15 protein-coding genes are annotated in these 15,701 nt (G+C 68.7%); 8 read left to right on the top strand and 7 right to left on the bottom strand.

Annotated features, from left to right (window positions below):
* Positions 1-125 precede the first annotated feature (125 nt).
* Positions 126-1,025, bottom strand: coding sequence for a LysR family transcriptional regulator (locus tag AC50YC_RS12005; RefSeq protein WP_494953770.1), 900 nt, complete (start codon positions 1,023-1,025; stop codon positions 126-128).
* Positions 1,026-1,209: 184 nt separating this feature from the next.
* Between AC50YC_RS12005 and mmsB the strand changes: the two genes are divergently transcribed.
* Together mmsB and AC50YC_RS11995 are read left to right on the top strand one after the other, a co-directional pair.
* Entirely contained in the window at positions 1,210-2,112 is a 903-nt protein-coding gene (mmsB, locus tag AC50YC_RS12000; RefSeq protein WP_494953732.1) for a 3-hydroxyisobutyrate dehydrogenase, read from the top strand.
* A 62-nt stretch (positions 2,113-2,174) separates the two neighbouring features.
* Positions 2,175-3,659 carry a CoA-acylating methylmalonate-semialdehyde dehydrogenase gene (locus AC50YC_RS11995; protein ID WP_494953731.1) on the top strand — a complete coding sequence of 495 codons (1,485 nt, stop codon included), beginning with the start codon at positions 2,175-2,177 and terminating at the stop codon, positions 3,657-3,659.
* A gap of 97 nt (positions 3,660-3,756) precedes the next feature.
* On the opposite strand, the gene AC50YC_RS11990 is transcribed toward AC50YC_RS11995, so the two are convergent.
* Positions 3,757-4,317, bottom strand: a complete 561-nt coding sequence (locus AC50YC_RS11990) for a hypothetical protein (RefSeq protein ID WP_494953730.1) — start codon at positions 4,315-4,317, stop codon at positions 3,757-3,759.
* A gap of 85 nt (positions 4,318-4,402) precedes the next feature.
* Complete coding sequence (locus tag AC50YC_RS11985) at positions 4,403-5,278, bottom strand: SGNH/GDSL hydrolase family protein (protein WP_494953729.1); 876 nt, start codon at positions 5,276-5,278, stop codon at positions 4,403-4,405.
* A 70-nt stretch (positions 5,279-5,348) separates the two neighbouring features.
* Between AC50YC_RS11985 and AC50YC_RS11980 the strand changes: the two genes are divergently transcribed.
* Positions 5,349-5,999 carry an alpha/beta hydrolase gene (locus AC50YC_RS11980; RefSeq protein ID WP_494953728.1) on the top strand — a complete coding sequence of 217 codons (651 nt, stop codon included), beginning with the start codon at positions 5,349-5,351 and terminating at the stop codon, positions 5,997-5,999.
* A gap of 42 nt (positions 6,000-6,041) precedes the next feature.
* Here the strand turns inward: AC50YC_RS11980 and AC50YC_RS11975 are convergent, their stop codons facing one another.
* A complete protein-coding gene (locus AC50YC_RS11975; RefSeq protein ID WP_354173854.1) occupies positions 6,042-6,278 on the bottom strand; it encodes an RNA-binding S4 domain-containing protein in 237 nt (78 codons plus the stop codon).
* A gap of 33 nt (positions 6,279-6,311) precedes the next feature.
* Between AC50YC_RS11975 and AC50YC_RS11970 the strand changes: the two genes are divergently transcribed.
* The 3 genes from AC50YC_RS11970 (at position 6,312) to AC50YC_RS11960 (ending at position 9,881) form a co-directional block, all read left to right on the top strand.
* A complete protein-coding gene (locus AC50YC_RS11970; protein ID WP_494953727.1) occupies positions 6,312-7,304 on the top strand; it encodes a DMT family transporter in 993 nt (330 codons plus the stop codon).
* A gap of 181 nt (positions 7,305-7,485) precedes the next feature.
* A complete protein-coding gene (locus AC50YC_RS11965; protein WP_494953726.1) occupies positions 7,486-8,871 on the top strand; it encodes a glycine--tRNA ligase in 1,386 nt (461 codons plus the stop codon).
* 2 nt (positions 8,872-8,873) lie between these two features.
* A complete protein-coding gene (locus AC50YC_RS11960) occupies positions 8,874-9,881 on the top strand; it encodes a GNAT family N-acetyltransferase (protein ID WP_494953725.1) in 1,008 nt (335 codons plus the stop codon).
* Positions 9,882-9,956: 75 nt separating this feature from the next.
* On the opposite strand, the gene AC50YC_RS11955 is transcribed toward AC50YC_RS11960, so the two are convergent.
* The 3 genes from AC50YC_RS11955 to AC50YC_RS11945 are packed head-to-tail and all read right to left on the bottom strand — an operon-like array spanning position 9,957 to position 12,395.
* Positions 9,957-10,787 carry a lysophospholipid acyltransferase family protein gene (locus tag AC50YC_RS11955; RefSeq protein WP_494953724.1) on the bottom strand — a complete coding sequence of 277 codons (831 nt, stop codon included), beginning with the start codon at positions 10,785-10,787 and terminating at the stop codon, positions 9,957-9,959.
* 1 nt (position 10,788) lies between these two features.
* Positions 10,789-11,634 (bottom strand): DUF1295 domain-containing protein, encoded by an 846-nt coding sequence (locus AC50YC_RS11950; protein WP_494953723.1) that lies wholly within the window; start codon positions 11,632-11,634, stop codon positions 10,789-10,791.
* Positions 11,634-12,395, bottom strand: a complete 762-nt coding sequence (locus AC50YC_RS11945; RefSeq protein ID WP_494953722.1) for an alpha/beta hydrolase — start codon at positions 12,393-12,395, stop codon at positions 11,634-11,636. Before AC50YC_RS11945 ends, AC50YC_RS11950 begins: the two co-directional genes overlap by 1 nt.
* Positions 12,396-12,687: 292 nt before the next feature.
* Here AC50YC_RS11945 and AC50YC_RS11940 point away from each other — a divergent pair, with 292 nt between their 5' ends.
* Together AC50YC_RS11940 and AC50YC_RS11935 are read left to right on the top strand one after the other, a co-directional pair.
* Positions 12,688-14,061 (top strand): FAD-binding oxidoreductase, encoded by a 1,374-nt coding sequence (locus tag AC50YC_RS11940; RefSeq protein WP_494953721.1) that lies wholly within the window; start codon positions 12,688-12,690, stop codon positions 14,059-14,061.
* 140 nt (positions 14,062-14,201) lie between these two features.
* Positions 14,202-15,674, top strand: coding sequence for a YibE/F family protein (locus tag AC50YC_RS11935; RefSeq protein ID WP_494953720.1), 1,473 nt, complete (start codon positions 14,202-14,204; stop codon positions 15,672-15,674).
* Positions 15,675-15,701 lie beyond the last annotated feature (27 nt).

Genomic DNA, 15,701 nt, shown 5'->3' with positions numbered 1-15,701 from the left:
GGCGAATCAGCAACCGCTAAGAAGTTATGAGAACCAGCAACAGCCCGGTCCCCGCAACGCGGGGGCCGGGCTGTTGCCGTTGGCGCGGCCCGGCCGGCCAGGGCTGCTCAGTCGGCCGGGACGGCTCAGCCTGCCAGCACGTCCTGGCGCTCGAGGATCTCGGTCCGCACCGCTTCGAGGACGGCCTGCACGGGGGCCGACCGCAGCGATTCCGCGCGTGCCACCGCCCAGATCGGAAGCTGCCGCTGGAAATCGTCCGGCAGCACCGGCAGGAAATCCGGGTCGCCGACCGCCAGGAAGTTCGGCAGCAGGCCAATCCCGGCGCCCCGCCGGACAGCCTCCAGCTGGGCAAAGATACTGGTCGCCTGGAAGCTGGAGCGCGGCACGGGAAGCTGCGTGGAGCGGTGTCCCAGTTCGGCGACCTGGAGCGCCGACTCCACGTAGGAGACAAAGCCGTGCTGCCGGACGTCGTCGAGCGTCACCGGCAGGCCGTGGTCGCGGGCGTACTGCGGGCTGGCGTAAAGCCGGAGGAAGTAGTTGGACAGGAAGATGGCCTGGGCATTGCTGACGTCCAGATTGCCCACCACCACCTCAAGGTCCACTCCGGACCGGTTCTGGCTGACCTTGCGGGTGGCGCTGAGGATCTCGACGTTGAGCAGCGGATGGCCCTGCTGCAGCCGGACAAGCGCGGGTGCGACGAACTCGGCGCCGAAACCGTCGGGGGTACTGATCCGGACCAGTCCGGAGAGCACATCCTCGGACTGCGCGATCCGGTTCGTGAGCGCACCGAGGGTGCCCTCGATCGCCTCGGCCGCTGCCACGGCCTCCTGGCCCAGATCCGTCAGCTCCCAGCCGTGCGGGCTCCGCTCCAGGGTGCGCCCGCCCAGCTGTTTGTCCAGCGCCAGGATCCGGCGGGAGATGGTCGTGTGGGTGGTGCCGAGGGTCTCCGCCACGGCGTTGAACCTGCCCAGCCGTGCCACGGTCAGCAGGATCAGCAGGTCGTCAGGACTCGGAAGCCGCCGCAAGTCCACAAGAACTCCTCTGGATCCAGGGTATGTGCATCCATGCACATACCATCTGTAGTTTTTTCCCTTGATTGCACTGTAACAGGGTGTGATGCTTGACACGGAACATCCGCCCAGAGGCCGGATCACACGCACCAACCACAGCAGGACGCACAGCAACACGCAAAGCAAAGGAGCTTATGCCATGGCAGTAATCGCTTGGATCGGACTGGGGAACATGGGCGGGTCCATGTCGGTGAACCTCGTCAAGGCAGGCCACGACGTCCGCGGGTTCGACCTCAATGCCGAGGCCGTTGCCGCCGCCGTCGCCGGCGGCGTCAAGCCCGCCGGAAGCATCGCCGAAGCGGTCGACGGCGCCGACGTCGTCTTCTCGATGCTTCCCAAGGGCGAGCACGCCCGCGCCGTCTACCTCGGCGACGACGGTGTCCTGGCCCACGCGGACACGCGCACGCTGCTGGTCGATTCCTCCACGATTGACATCGCCTCCGCCCAGGCCCTGCACGACGCCGCCGCTGCCGCCGGCTTCCGCTTCGTCGACGCCCCGGTCTCCGGCGGGATGAGCGGCGCGAAGGCCGCCACCCTGACCTTCATGATCGGCGGCGAGGAAGGTGCCGTGGCCGAGGCCACGGAATACATCAAGCCGATGGCGGCGAACATCATCCCCACCGGAGGCGCCACCACCGGCCAGGCCGCGAAGATCTGCAACAACCTCATGCTCTTCATCAACCTGGCCTCGACCGCGGAAGGCGCCGTGCTGGCGGACCGGCTTGGACTGGACAAGCAGGTCTTCTGGGACATTGCCTCCGTGTCCTCCGGCGACAGCTGGGCCCTGCGCACCTGGTACCCGGTAGCCGGCGTCGTCCCCACCGCGGCCTCCAACAACGACTTCGCCCCGACCTTCACGACCGAACTGGCCAACAAGGACATTGGACTTGCCATCAGCGCGGCACGGGACACCGGCACCCCACTGGAGATCGGCGAGCACGTCCAGCAGCTCTTCCAGCGCCTCATCGACTCCGGCAAGGCCGGCATGGACTGCTCCGCGATCGTCAAGCTGGTCGACGGCACCCTCGACACGGCCAAGTAGCCACCCTGCCCTGCAGCCCGCTGCACACCCTGAACCTGCACCACACGAAAGAGACCCACCCCATGGAACGCATTCCGCACTTCATCAACGGCGCCCTGATTTCCGACGCCGAGCGCTACGGCCCCGTCTTCAACCCCGCCACCGGCGAGCAGGAGAAGGAGGTCGCCCTGGCCTCCGCCGCCCGCGTCGAGGAGGCCATCGAGGCCGCCCGCGCCGCCCTGCCCGGCTGGCGCGCCACCAGCCTTGCCAAGCGCACCAACATCTTCTTCAAGGTTCGCGAACTGCTGATGCAGCGCCGGCCCGAACTGGCCGCTCTCCTGACCAGCGAGCACGGCAAGGTCCTCTCCGACGCCGAGGGCGAGATCACCCGCGGCCTGGAGAACATCGAGTTCGCCACCGGGCTGTCCCACGCACTCAAGGGTGAGCGCTCCGAGCAGGTCGCCGGCGGCGTCGACGTCCACTCGGTGCGCCAGCCGGTCGGTGTGGTCGCCTGCATCACGCCGTTCAACTTCCCGGCCATGGTGCCGCTGTGGATGATCGGCAGCGCCCTGGCCTGCGGCAACACCGTGCTGCTCAAGCCCAGCGAAAAGGACCCGTCCTCGGCCATCTTCATCGCGCAGGTATTCGCCGAGGCCGGCCTGCCCGCCGGTGTCCTCAACGTCGTGCACGGCGACAAGGAAGCCGTTGACGTGCTGCTCGAACACCCGGACGTCAAGGCCATCAGCTTCGTCGGCTCGACGCCCATTGCCCAGTCCATCTACAAGCGCGCTGCGGACCACGGCAAGCGGGTGCAGGCCCTGGGCGGTGCCAAGAACCACATGGTGGTCCTGCCGGACGCGGACCTGAACATGGCCGCCGACGCCGCCGTGTCCGCCGCGTACGGCTCCGCCGGGGAGCGCTGCATGGCAGTCAGCGTCCTGGTCGCCGTCGGCAACATCGCCGATGAACTCGTCGAGGCCATCACCACCCGGATGGGCACGCTGAAGATCGGCCCCGGGACCGACCCGGCATCGCAGATGGGCCCGCTCATCACCGCCGAGCACCGCGACAAGGTCGCCTCCTATGTCGCCGGCGCGGCCCAGGAAGGCGCCACCGTGGTGGTGGACGGCCGGGACCAGCAGTTCGACTCCAACGGCTTCTTCATCGGTGTCAGCCTGGTCGACCACGTCAAGCCCGGCATGAAGGTCTACGACGACGAGATCTTCGGCCCGGTCCTGTCCGTGGTCCGCGTCGAGACCTACGCCGACGCCGTCAAGCTCGTGAACGACAACGAGTTCGGCAACGGCGTGGCGATCTTCACCCGCGACGGCGGCGCCGCGCGGCAGTTCGAGTTCGACGTCGAGGCCGGCATGGTGGGCGTCAACGTGCCGATCCCGGTTCCGGTGGGCACCTTCTCCTTCGGCGGCTGGAAGAACTCGCTCTTCGGCGACACTCACATGTACGGCCCGGAGAGCATCCGCTTCTACACCCGCGGCAAGGTGGTCACCACCCGCTGGCCGGACCCGTCCACCTCGGTGATCGACCTCGGCTTCCCCCAGGTCGACTAAGCCAGGCGGCAAAACGAAGGGACCCTGCAGCACTGCTGCAGGGTCCCTTCGTGTCGGACGTGGTCACCGTGTCGGACGTGGTGACGCGTTTCCTGGGTTAGCCCTTCATGATCTCCGCGCGCTGGGCCATGTAGTCATCCATGCTGAGCTCGCCCTCGCTGTACCGCTGGTCCAGTTCCGCGAGCTTGCGCGCCCGGAAGCCCTGCGGGGCCGACGGCGACGGCGGCGCCGGCACCGCGGGGCCTGACGGCTGCTGGCTGTCGGGCTGCCAGGAGTTGGACTGCGGAGTGTTGGACGGCCGGTTGCCCGGGTAACCCGGGCTGTCCTCATAGGGGACGGGAGGCTGGTAGCCCTGCTGGCCCGGGTACGGCTGCCCGGGGTACTGCTGGCCGGGGTACGGCTGGTTGGCAGGCGGCGCGGGCTGCTGAGGGGCGCCGAGCTGGCCGAAGGCCCCGTAGTAGTCCCGCTGGGTGAACCCGTCACGCGGCTGCTTGTTCTGCGGTCCCGGGTAGTGGCCGGGAGTGTCTCCGGGAAACTGCCCGAACTGGTCCGGGCCGCCGGGCATGCCCTGGTTCTGGTTCCGGCCGCGCATCGACTTCTTGTAATAGCGCATCGCCATCGGGATCAGGAATGACAAAACGATGATCCAAAAGAACATACTGTTCACGGTACCGGGCCTCTCAGGAAGTGTTCTTCCAGCTTAACGCCCACACCCGGGAACGCGTGCCCGGGCCGGTCCCCGGTCAGGAGCGCACCGGCTCTTCGGCGCCGGGCGGACCCTCGCCCGAGCCGAGCGGCACCCCGGGGCCAAAGACCGGCCCCGGGAGGGGCCGCTTGGCCGTGATGCCGTCGCCGGAGGAACGGTTCCGGAGCCGGCGGACAACCCAGGGCACGAAGTGTTCGCGCGCCCAGACCAGATCGCCGGACCGCGCCTGCCGCCAGCTGCGCTGCGGCAGGGGCTTGGGGGAGAGCGGTTCGAGGGTGTGCTCGACGTTGAGCGAATCCAGGACCATGGCCGCGATGGTGTGATGGCCCAGCGGTGAGAAGTGCAGGCGGTCCGCATCCCACATTTGCGGATCGTTCAGCTGCCGCAGGGACCACATGTCGGCGATGATGGCGTCATGGCGGGCTGCGATGGTGCGGAGGTTCTCGTTGTAGATGGCCACTTTGCTGCGCACCCGGCCCAGCACGGACGAGCCGGTGTCGGGACCGTTGAAAAGGACCACCGTGGCGCCGGCCAGGGTGAGGATCTGCACCACAGAGTCCAGCTTCTCGGCCAGGGCATCCGGATCCCCGCCGGGGCGGATCAGGTCGTTCCCGCCGGCGGACAGCGTCACGAGGTCGGGCCGGAGGGACAGGCAGTGGGCCAGCTGCTGGTCCACGACCTGCTGCAGGAGCCGGCCCCGGACGGCGAGGTTGGCGTAGGCAAAGTCCTCGTGCCCGCGGCTCAGCTCCTCGGCCACCCGGTCCGCCCAGCCCCGGTGGCCCCCCGGGCTCGCCGGCTCAGGATCGCCAATGCCTTCGGTGAAGGAGTCGCCCATGGCCACGTAGCGGGTCCAGGGATGGGTAACGGGGTTCTCTGGAGAGTTCTCCATGGCTTCGGTTTCGCTCACCTTCATATCGTGCCCTGTTCCTGCAAAGCTACGCCACCGTAGGTTGTTACCCGCGGGTAACTGTAAGAATGGAGCCATGACTGAAGCCGCTGCCTTCCCCGCCCCCGTTGTCCTATGGTCCAAACCCGAGGAGGAGCGGGCCGGAAAGCCGCTCCTCGTCCTGCTGCACGGCTACGGGGCCAACGAAGAGGATCTCCTGAGCCTGGCGGAGCTGCTGCCGCAGGACTTCGTGGTGGCCTCGGTGCGCGCTCCGATGGTGTCCGGCGCAGGGTTCACCTGGTTCCCGCTGACAGCGTCGGTCGACTACTCCCTCGACGCGGTCAAGGATGCCGCCGCGTACGTGGAGGACTGGCTGGACACGGTCCGGCCGAACCACCCGTCCGTGACGCTGCTGGGCTTTTCGATGGGCATGGCGCTGGCCACCACGTTGCTCCGGCGGCGGCCCGCGGACTACGCCGCCGTCGTCGGGCTGTCCGGTTTTGCGGTCGACGCCGGCAGTGACCCCAGTTTCCACGACGCCGACCTGGACGGGACGGTGCCGGTGTTCTGGGGCCGCGACCAGCAGGATCCGGTGATCACACCGGACAAGATCGAATTCACAATGGGCTGGGTGCGCAAGCACGTGAAGCTCACCAAGGTGCTCTACACCGGCATGTGGCACGGCATCAACCAGCAGGAAATCGGGCACGTCTCCGAGTTCCTCACCCATGGGGTGTTGAACAAGTAGCCGCACGACGCCGGGCGGCCCGCCCGGCGTCCAGCGCCGGAGTCAGGCTCCGGCGGGCGTTGCGATCCGCACGGTCCGGCCGTTCACGGTGACGGTGTCGCCGTGGTGGAGCTGGCGGCCGCGGCGCTCGTCGATCTCACCGTTGACCTTCACGAGCCCGCTCTTGATCAGTTCCGCGGCCTCCACCCCGTCCTCGACCAGGCTGGCCAGCTTCAGGAGCTGGCCGAGCCGGATCATGTCGTCGCGGATGGGGATCTCTTCAATTTCCGGGTTGCTCATACAAGCAATGATGCCTGACATAAGGTGGCAGCAATGACGCACAAGCCCCGGCTTCCGTTCCTCGCCGGGTTGCCCCTCGCCGTGGCTGCGGGGCTGCTCATGCCGGTGCAGGGCAGGATCAACGGCGCGCTCGGGGTGGCGCTCGCGGACGGAATCGCCGCCGCGGTGGTGAGCTTCAGCACCGGTCTGGTGCTGATGATCGCCGTGTCGCTGGCGCTGCCACGCGGCCGGGACGGGCTGCGGCGGATCCTGCCGGCGGTCCGGGGGCGTAAGTTCCCGCCCTACTACGTCCTGGCCGGCTGCATCGGCGGGTTCTTCGTCTTCGCGCAGTCCTTCACGGTGAGTCTGCTGGGGGTTGCCCTGTTCACCGTCGCCACCGTGACCGGGCAGACCCTCAGCGGGCTGCTGGTGGACCGGATGGGGATCGGGCCGGCCGGCAGGAGGTCCATCACCGGCATCCGGGTGATCGGCAGCATCCTGACTGTCGCCGCCGTCGCCTGGGCGGTATCGCCACGGTTCTCCGGCGCCGGTCCAGGGCCGGCGGAGCTGGTCGTTCCGGTGCTCCTTCCCGTTCTTGCCGGCTTCCTGATGAGCTTCCAGCAGGCCATGAACGGCACCGCCGCCGTGCACTACGGCACGCCCATCGCCGCGACCCTGATGAACTTCGTCGCCGGCGCGGTGGTGCTCTGGGCTGCCTGGCTGGTCAAGATCGCCGTCGCGGGACCGGGCAGCGCGCTGCCGGGGGAGTGGTGGTACTACCTGGGCGGGCCCATGGGCTGTGTTTTTATCGGCGTCGGAGCCCTGCTGGTCCGCAGCCTGGGCGTGCTGGTGACCGGACTCGGCATGATCGCGGGTCAGCTGCTGGGCTCGCTGGGACTGGACCTGGTGTTCCCGGCGCCCGGTACCGTGGTGGCGCTGCCCACCGTGCTCGGCACCCTGTTGACCCTCGCCGCGATTGTGCTGGCGAGCCTGCCCTGGCCCAAGGGGGCCCTGGGGCGGGGGCGCCGGGAGCCAACAGGCCGGTAGGCTAGGAGGCGCAGCTTCCTGCACCGCCATCATTCAGCACCCCTCCCGGGGTGGGCTTGGTGCGTGTGCATGTTTTGTGCTTAAAATTTGCGTTTTGTAGTGCCCCGTCCGGCAACCAGCCGGGGTCACGGGGCTGAAACCGCGGACCGCACCCAGCGGCCCTGTAGAAAGTGGAGTTCCCATGGCAGCAAAATCCGTCCTCGACCAGATCATTTCCCTCGCCAAGCGCCGGGGTTTCGTATTCCAGGCCGGTGAAATCTATGGAGGCTCGCGTTCTGCCTGGGACTACGGCCCCCTCGGTGCTGAGCTGAAGGAAAACATCAAGCGCCAGTGGTGGCAGTCCGTGGTCCGCGGCCGCGAAGACGTCGTCGGCCTGGATTCCTCCGTCATCCTGCCCCGCCAGGTCTGGGAAGCATCCGGCCACGTCGACGTGTTCTCCGACCCCCTGGTCGAGTGCCTCTCCTGCCACAAGCGCTACCGCGCCGACCACCTCGAGGAAGAATACGAGGAGAAAAAGGGCCGTCCCGCCGAGAACGGCCTCAAGGACATCGCCTGCGCCAACTGCGGCACCCGCGGCGAATGGACCGAACCCCAGGAATTCTCCGGTCTGCTCAAGACCTACCTCGGCCCGGTGGCCAGCGAAGAGGGCCTGCACTACCTGCGTCCCGAAACGGCCCAGGGCATCTTCGTCAACTTCAGCAACGTCCTCACCACCTCCCGCAAGAAGCCCCCGTTCGGGATCGGCCAGATCGGCAAGTCCTTCCGCAACGAGATCACCCCGGGCAACTTCATCTTCCGCACCCGTGAGTTCGAGCAGATGGAAATGGAATTCTTCGTCGAACCCGGCACCGACGAGCAGTGGCACCAGTACTGGATGAAGGAGCGGATGTCCTGGTACACCGGCCTCGGCATCCGGGAGGACAACCTGCGCTTCTTCGAACACCCGCTGGAAAAGCTCAGCCACTACTCCAAGGGCACCACGGACATCGAATACCGCTTCGGGTTCCACGGCTCCGAGTGGGGCGAGCTCGAGGGCATCGCCAACCGCACGGACTTCGACCTGTCCACGCACTCCAAGGCCTCCGGCCAGGACCTGAGCTACTTCAACCAGGCCACCAACGAGCGCTACACCCCGTACGTGATCGAACCCGCCGCCGGGCTCACCCGCTCCTTTATGGCGTTTATGATCGACGCTTACACCGAGGACGAGGCACCCAACGCCAAGGGCGGCGTCGACATCCGCACCGTGCTCAAGCTCGATCCGCGGCTGGCCCCGGTCAAGGCAGCCGTGCTGCCGCTGAGCCGCAACGAGGACCTGTCCCCGAAGGCCAAGGACCTCGCCGCCCAGCTGCGCAAGAACTGGAACATCGAGTTCGACGACGCCGGCGCCATCGGCCGCCGCTACCGCCGCCAGGACGAGATCGGCACCCCGTTCTGCATCACCGTGGACTTCGAGACCCTGGACGACCAGGCCGTCACGATCCGCGAACGCGACACCATGAGCCAGGAACGCGTCTCCCTGGACAAGGTGGAGGGCTACCTGGCCGCACGGCTGATCGGCGCCTGATCATGGCGATCGCATACCGCGAATGGCGCGACGGCGATGACCTTGCCCTGCTGGAAATGTGGGGCGGGCCCGAAACCGAGCAGGCCCGGCAGTTCCGCGGCACCCTGGCGCCCTCGGGTAACGCGCCGTGGCGGCGCTGCATCGTGGCCGAGGACGTCGTCGACGGCGTGGCCATCCCGGTCGCGGCCGGCGTGGTCCACGAGGCCTCGCTGCACCCGGAACGGCTCTGGGCCTACGTCGAGGTCGACCGGCACCACCGCCGCACCGGCGTCGGCTCCACGCTGCTGACCATGCTGCGGCACGAAGCGGCACAGTCGCCGTCGGGCGTCACCCGGCTCCGGACCAAGGTGGAACCGGGCACTCCCGGGGCGGCCTTCGCCGAGGCCGCCGGGCTGGCCCCGATCCAGCGCTCCCGGCTCGTCGTCGTCGACCCCGGCGCCCTCCGTCTGCCGGTCTTCGGTGATGGTTCCGAGGCTGCCGCCTCCGAGCAGATCGAGGACCTGGCCACCGGTTCGGTGGAGCTCAGCGACGTCGTGGGCCGGTACTACACGGCCGTGCACGGCTGGGACAGCCCCGGCGACCTCGGCATTGCCACGGTCCAGCGGCTGTTCCTGGACGAGCTCAGCGGCGCCCACGGCGCCATTGTGCTCCGGGCGCCGAAGGCCAGCGCCTTCGGCCAGGGCGTCCCGGCGAGCAGGAAGGGCCAGCTCCAGGCCTTCGCCATCAGCTACGCAGAGCTTGCCCCCACAGGGGACACGGCTGTAGCGGAGGGCGCTGCCCAGGCCGGCCAGCCCACCGACGTGTTCCTGGGCCACGAACCCAAACTCGCTGCGGACGAGGCCCGGGCCGCCGTCCGGGACCTGCTGGCGCTGATTGCGTTCCAGCACCCCGTGCTGCTGGAACTGGACGACTCGATGGAGGCGCTGCGCGCCGTCGTCGAGCCGCTGCTGGAGAGCGGCAAGGCCCGCGTCCAGGGCGCCGAGACCCTGGTGGTCTCCGACCCGGCGTAGGCCCCTCAACGCCACTGACCCGCAGTAGGGAACTACTGCGGGTCAGTGGCGTTTAAGGCGGGCGGCGGTGTGAGGCTACCGGCGCCGGCCGCCTGCGCGCCGCGGACCTTCGGCCTTATCCAGGCGTTGCCGTTCCTCCTCGGTGGGGGCTCCGCCGCCGAGGTCCGCCGGCATCCACCAGGCGCCCGGTGACGGGGCCAGCGGAAAATCCGCGATGCAGGCATCGATGCCGGCCTGGAGGATCCCGCGCAGCGCTTCGGTGGCCTGCTGGGCGTCCTGGTCCGGGCCAACGGTCACCGGCTCGCCGACGTGGATCCGGACCAGGGCGCGCCAGGCACGGGCCGGGGAGAAGCCGTGGCAGCGGGTCATCAGCCGGTGGGCGCCCCAGACGGACACGGGAATGATGGGCACTCCGGCCTCGGCAGCCATCCGCACGGCACCGGTTTTGCATTCACGCACCCGGAAACTGCGGCTGACGCCGGCCTCGGGCAGGATCGCGACGTACTCGCCCGCCTTCAGCCGGGCGACGGCGGCGTCATAGGCATGGGAACCCGAGTCGTACCCCACCGGGACGTGCCCGGCGGCGCTGACCGCGGGCCCGGCAAACCAGTGGTCGGCGGCGGCCTGGGTGACCAGGAAACGCATCTGGGCCCTGGCGTGCCACCACAGCAGCAGCTCGGCGAAGGCGAAGTCGAGGTAACCGAAGTGGGTAATGGCGACGACGGCCCCCCGGCCCGGGACGACGCGGCGGGACGCGCCGCGCGGGGCGTCGTTGCGGGGCTCCGGCGCCGGGAGGTGCTCGCGCCCGGTGACGATGACCCGGATCCGGAACAGCCGGTGCAGCGCCAGCCCGGTGCGGACAATGACGCGGTAGAACCGGTCGCTGGGCCGGGGCCGCCACGGCATCCTAGCGACCGCCCGGCTGGTGGCCACCGATACGCGGCTTGCGGGGCGGCAGGGGCAGGAAGCCCGAGGTGGAGTCCACGTATTCCTTGTAGCCGGGGCGGGCGGACATGGCTTTCTCGGTGAGCGGCTTGCCGGACTTGCCGGCGAGCAGCCAGATCATCAGAACGGGGGAGAGGAAAGTCAGCACCCCGGGCCAGGAATCAGCGGCGACGAGGAAGATTCCGATCCACACGGCGGCGTCGCCGAAGTAGTTCGGGTGGCGGGTGTAGCGCCAGAGCCCGGTGTTAAGCACGGTGCCGCGCCTGGACGGATCGGCCTTGAACTGCGCCAGCTGCCAGTCGCCGACCGTCTCGAAAACGAAGCCGACCACCCAGAGCAATACGCCCAGCCAGGCCAGCCAGCCGAGGCTCCCGGTGCTGAACATCCCCACCTGGACGGTGAGCGAGACGAAGAACAGGATCACACCCTGCGGGAGGTAGACCTTGCGCAGCGCGTAGACGTTGCGGGACCCGGGGGCGGAGGAGAGCATGTCCACGTACCGTGGATCCTCGTGACCACCGCGGGCCCGGAGGCCAATGTGGAGGCCGAGGCGGATGCCCCAGACCGCCACGAGCGCCAGCAGCAGCAGGCGGCGGCCGCCGTCGCCGTGTCCGGCCGAGAGGAACCAGGAGATGGCGGCCACGACGACGAAGCCGAGCCCCCAGACGGTGTCGATGACGGAGTGGCGGCTCTGGCGGACGGCGATGGCGAAAGTGACCGCCAGCAGCACCACGAGGCCTGCCGCCACCCACGGGAGGCTTGCCAGGAAGGCCTCCAACGGGAAAACGCTGAGCGGAAAGTCCGGCATCACAGTACCACCGGGAGGCTGGCGCCGGAGGCGGGCAGGAGGCTGCGGAACGCGTCGGCGCTGCTGCCCTGGAGGTCGCGGCCTGCGCTGCCGGCGAAGGCATCGAGGATGAAGCCGTTGGCGAGCGAGTTCCACAGGCCCACCCGGCGGAACATAAAGTGCCCGGCACCTTTGAGGGCGATGTAGTCCACCGACTCCGCGACGCCGTCGGCCCGGCGGGCGTAGGCGAGCGAGTTCGCGGGGCTGGTCCAGCGGTCCTCGGTGCCGTGGACAATCAGGATCCGGCGGCCGGCCACGCGGTCCACCGGGGTCTGGGCATCGAGCCAGGGCGCCAGGGCAGCGACGGCTTCCACCTGCGGGTGGTCTGCGACGCAGAGCGCGGTGAGGCCGCCCATCGAGTGGCCGAGGAGATATATGGGAACGCCGGGGTGCTCCAGGCTGATCTGGGCGAGCGCCCAGCGGGCGTCCTGCACGGGGGACATGTCCTTCCCGTTCCAGCCCCGGTACCGGTTCCGGAGGGTCCAGACGGCCAGCCCGTGGCGTCCGCCGCCAGAGCTCAGTGCCCGGGCGAAGGGTAGCATCCGGGCCGGGCTCAGGTGCCTGCCGCGGACGGATTCGAAGCTGTTGGACCGCCCGCCGTGCAGCACCAGGGCGACGCCGCGGGTTTTCCCGCTGGCCCCGGCAATGCTCAACACGGCTTTGGCGTCCGCCCCGGGACGCGCCGGCTCGGGTTCGCGGTCGTCGATCTTGCGTATGGCCACGCCGTATCCTCCACATCTTGTCCGTCAATTCCAACTTTAGGGCGCAGGGCCCGCAGTGAACATTCGGAGCGGCGGGCCCTAAAGATGGGGGGCGGACAGTTGACGGCCGACGCGGATCGCTTCCTGCGCCGGCGGGCGCCGGTCGGGGGCCTGTCCGGCGCCGGCCGGATCCCCTTGACGGGGCAAGGGCGGAGGAGTAAGCCTGTGCTCGTAAGCCTCCGGGCGACATGCCGGCTGGGAGCACAGATCACCGTCCGGGTCGGAAACCACGACGAAATCGACGGTACAGAAAATGAATGGAAGCATCTTCGATAGCCTGCGCGAGCAAGTCCGCGGGCAGGTCATCACCGCTGGCGATGCGGGCTATGACGAGGCGCGGGCCGTGCAGAACGGCATGATCGACAAGCGGCCGGCAGCGGTGGTGCGGGTGTCCCAGGTGGCGGATGTGATCGCCAGCGTCAACTTCGCCCGGGACAACGCCCTGGCTGTGGCCGTCCGCGGCGGGGGCCACAGCGGACCGGGATTTGGTACCGCTGACGACGCGCTGGTCATCGACTTCACCAACACCAGAGGGGTCCGGGTTGATCCGGCCAACAAGACGGCGAGGACCGAGGCGGGCGCAACCTGGGCCGACTTCAACCACGCCACGCACGCCTTCGGGCTGGCGACCACCGGCGGCATCGTCGGTTCGACCGGCGTCTCAGGGCTGACCCTCGGCGGAGGCATCGGCTATCTGGACCGGAAGTACGGGCTCAGTTGCGACAACCTCCTCTCAGCCGACGTCGTCACCGCGGACGGGAAGTTCCTGAAGGCCAGTACGAGCGAGAATGACGACCTCTTTTGGGCACTGCGCGGCGGGGGCGGGAACTTCGGCGTCGTGACCTCGCTGGAGTTCCGGCTGCATCCGGTGGACATAGTCCACGCCGGCATCATCATCTATCCGGTGGAGCACGCCGAAACCGTGGCGAAGTTCTACCGTGAGAAGCTGGCGGCAGCGCCTGAAGAGCTGGGCGCTTTCCTCGCCTTCCACCAGGGGCCGCCGGTTCCCTTCCTTCCGGAAGAGTGGCACGGGAAACCGGTCTGCGTTGTGGTCGGCATGTGGACCGGTGACCCGGCCGAAGGGCCGGCCCGCTGGCAGCCGTTCCTCGACGCGGCGCCGGTGGCGGGGTCCATGGTGGGGCCGATGCCCTACCCGGCCTTGAACTCGGCCTTCGACGGAATGTACCCCAAGGGGCTGTTGGCCTACTGGAAGGCGGCCTTCCTGCCGGAGCTCAGCGACGGGGCCATCAACGCCCACCTGGAGTTCGGAAGCCGGGTGCCCAGCATCCAGACTGCAGTGCACATCTACCCGATCGACGGCGCGGTGCACCGGGTGGGTGTCAACGACACAGCCTTCCCCAACCGGAATGCCAGATTCTCCCCGGTCATCGCCTGCCATTGGGAGGATCCCGGGGACACCGAAGCGAACATCGCCTGGGTGCGGGATTACGCCGCGGCGCTGCAGCCCTTCTCGGAGAATGCGGGCTACATCAACTTCATGGACGGCGACGATCAGCCCCGGGTCGCGGAAAACTATGGGCCGAACTACGAGCGACTGCGCGGGGTCAAAGCCAAATATGATCCGCAGAACCTCTTCCATGTGAACCAGAACATCCTGCCCGCGTAGCCTGGCGGCTTCCGCGGCGCCCTGTGCCCGGCGCCCGGTGCCGGTGCGCGCCGCGCCGCGCACCGGGCACCGCGGCCCGTCATGCGTCAGGACAGGGCCGCGAAACGCCGTAAAGTCTTCGGCATGAGGTTGAACTGCTGATGGGCGCCGGACATTCACACACCGCACAACGACACGCGGATCCGACGCCCCAGGCACTCATGGCCCGGAAGAAAGCCAACCTCATCCTGGCAGCCATCCTGATCCCGCTGACGCTGCTGACCCTCGTGGCGATGGCCCTGCTGTGGCCCTCCGGCAGCAAAGAAGGGATCACACTCGCCAGCCCCTACGCGGCCGCGCCGGGCGTCACGTTCGACACCGGCAAGATCCAGCGCGTCGTCACCGGCAGCTGCATGGATGCCCTCCCGCAGGGGCAGGCGGGGACGGACACGGCCCCGCAGCAGGGATCGGAATGCACTTTTGCGTTCACGGACCCGGACAAGGGCGGCAACCCCGTCAAGGTCGTCATCAACCCCGACGTGGCCAAATCCCACGGCGTGAAGGCCGGCGACAACATCCGCTACCTGAACCTCTCCAGGGTCCAGGGCGCTGAAGCCCAGGGCACGCCCGCCTATGTCTTCGTCGACTTTGTCCGCACCCTGCCGATCATCTTTCTAGCGGTGCTCTACGCCGTCGTCGTGATCGCCGTGGCCCGCTGGCGCGGGCTGCGCGCGCTGATCGGGCTCGTCGGCGCTTACGGTGTGCTGGTGTCCTTTATGCTCCCGGGCCTGGTGGAGGGCAAGCCGCCGCTCCTGCTGGCGCTGGTGGGCTCCACGGTGATCATGATCGGGGTGCTCTACTTCGCCCACGGCTTCTCCGCCCGGACCTCGACGGCGCTGCTGGGCACCATGTTCGGCCTGGCGATTACCGCGCTGCTGGCAGCCTGGGCCACCGACGCCGCGAACCTCGCCGGCGTCGGCAGCCACGATTCCGCCACCCTCGCGAACATCTCGGGCAACATCTCCATCTCCGGCATCATCCTGTGCGGCCTCATCATCTCCGGCCTGGGCGTCCTCAACGACGTCACCATCACACAGTCCTCGGCAGTCTGGGAACTGTGGGAACTGGCCCCGGAAACCTCCGCCCGCCAGCTCTTCACCTCCGCCATGCGGATCGGCCGGGACCATATCGCCTCGACCGTGTACACCATCGCGTTCGCCTACGCCGGTGCGGCCCTGCCGGTGCTGATCCTGGTGATGCTCTACGAGCGGCCGCTCGGTGATGCGCTCACCAGCGCCGAGCTCTCCGAGGAAGTGATCCGCACCCTGGTCGGCTCCGTCGGGCTGGTCCTGGCGATCCCGGTCACCACGCTGATCGCGGTGCTCGTTGTGAAGGCGACCGGGATTAAGGCCCTGGGCATGCCGGGCGGGGGCCGGAGCGCCGGCATCAGGGACGCGGTCATCAGGAGCACCGGCGGCACGGCCGCCGTCGCTTCCCCTGTAGTCGCTTCCCCTGCCAGCGCTGCCCCGGACGACGGAGGCCCCCGGTCCGGGGTGGGCGGCGTCGACCCGGAGGATGCCTTCGAAGCGGCGCCGCCCGGGCGCCGCGGGCGGCGCGCTGCGGCACGGGACTGACCCCGGGTTTCCACATAGCAGGCGCGG

Source organism: Pseudarthrobacter sp. MDT1-56, assembly GCF_059383555.1.
The sequence above is the reverse complement of the archived record's forward strand: the minus strand, read 5'-3'. Positions and strand labels throughout refer to the sequence as shown.

Excerpts from the sequence above, each read along its gene's own strand:
- mmsB (WP_494953732.1), top strand. The coding sequence starts at position 1,210 with ATGGCAGTAATCGCTTGGATCGGACTGGGGAACATGGGCGGGTCCATG.
- AC50YC_RS11990 (WP_494953730.1), bottom strand. The coding sequence starts at position 4,317 with ATGTTCTTTTGGATCATCGTTTTGTCATTCCTGATCCCGATGGCGATG.
- AC50YC_RS11955 (WP_494953724.1), bottom strand. The coding sequence starts at position 10,787 with ATGCCGTGGCGGCCCCGGCCCAGCGACCGGTTCTACCGCGTCATTGTC.
- AC50YC_RS11985 (WP_494953729.1), bottom strand. The coding sequence starts at position 5,278 with ATGAAGGTGAGCGAAACCGAAGCCATGGAGAACTCTCCAGAGAACCCC.
- AC50YC_RS11940 (WP_494953721.1), top strand. The coding sequence starts at position 12,688 with ATGAATGGAAGCATCTTCGATAGCCTGCGCGAGCAAGTCCGCGGGCAG.
- AC50YC_RS11950 (WP_494953723.1), bottom strand. The coding sequence starts at position 11,634 with ATGCCGGACTTTCCGCTCAGCGTTTTCCCGTTGGAGGCCTTCCTGGCA.
- AC50YC_RS11970 (WP_494953727.1), top strand. The coding sequence starts at position 6,312 with ATGACGCACAAGCCCCGGCTTCCGTTCCTCGCCGGGTTGCCCCTCGCC.
- AC50YC_RS11995 (WP_494953731.1), top strand. The coding sequence starts at position 2,175 with ATGGAACGCATTCCGCACTTCATCAACGGCGCCCTGATTTCCGACGCC.
- AC50YC_RS11975 (WP_354173854.1), bottom strand. The coding sequence starts at position 6,278 with ATGAGCAACCCGGAAATTGAAGAGATCCCCATCCGCGACGACATGATC.
- AC50YC_RS11935 (WP_494953720.1), top strand. The coding sequence starts at position 14,202 with ATGGGCGCCGGACATTCACACACCGCACAACGACACGCGGATCCGACG.
- AC50YC_RS11980 (WP_494953728.1), top strand. The coding sequence starts at position 5,349 with ATGACTGAAGCCGCTGCCTTCCCCGCCCCCGTTGTCCTATGGTCCAAA.
- AC50YC_RS11960 (WP_494953725.1), top strand. The coding sequence starts at position 8,874 with ATGGCGATCGCATACCGCGAATGGCGCGACGGCGATGACCTTGCCCTG.
- AC50YC_RS11965 (WP_494953726.1), top strand. The coding sequence starts at position 7,486 with ATGGCAGCAAAATCCGTCCTCGACCAGATCATTTCCCTCGCCAAGCGC.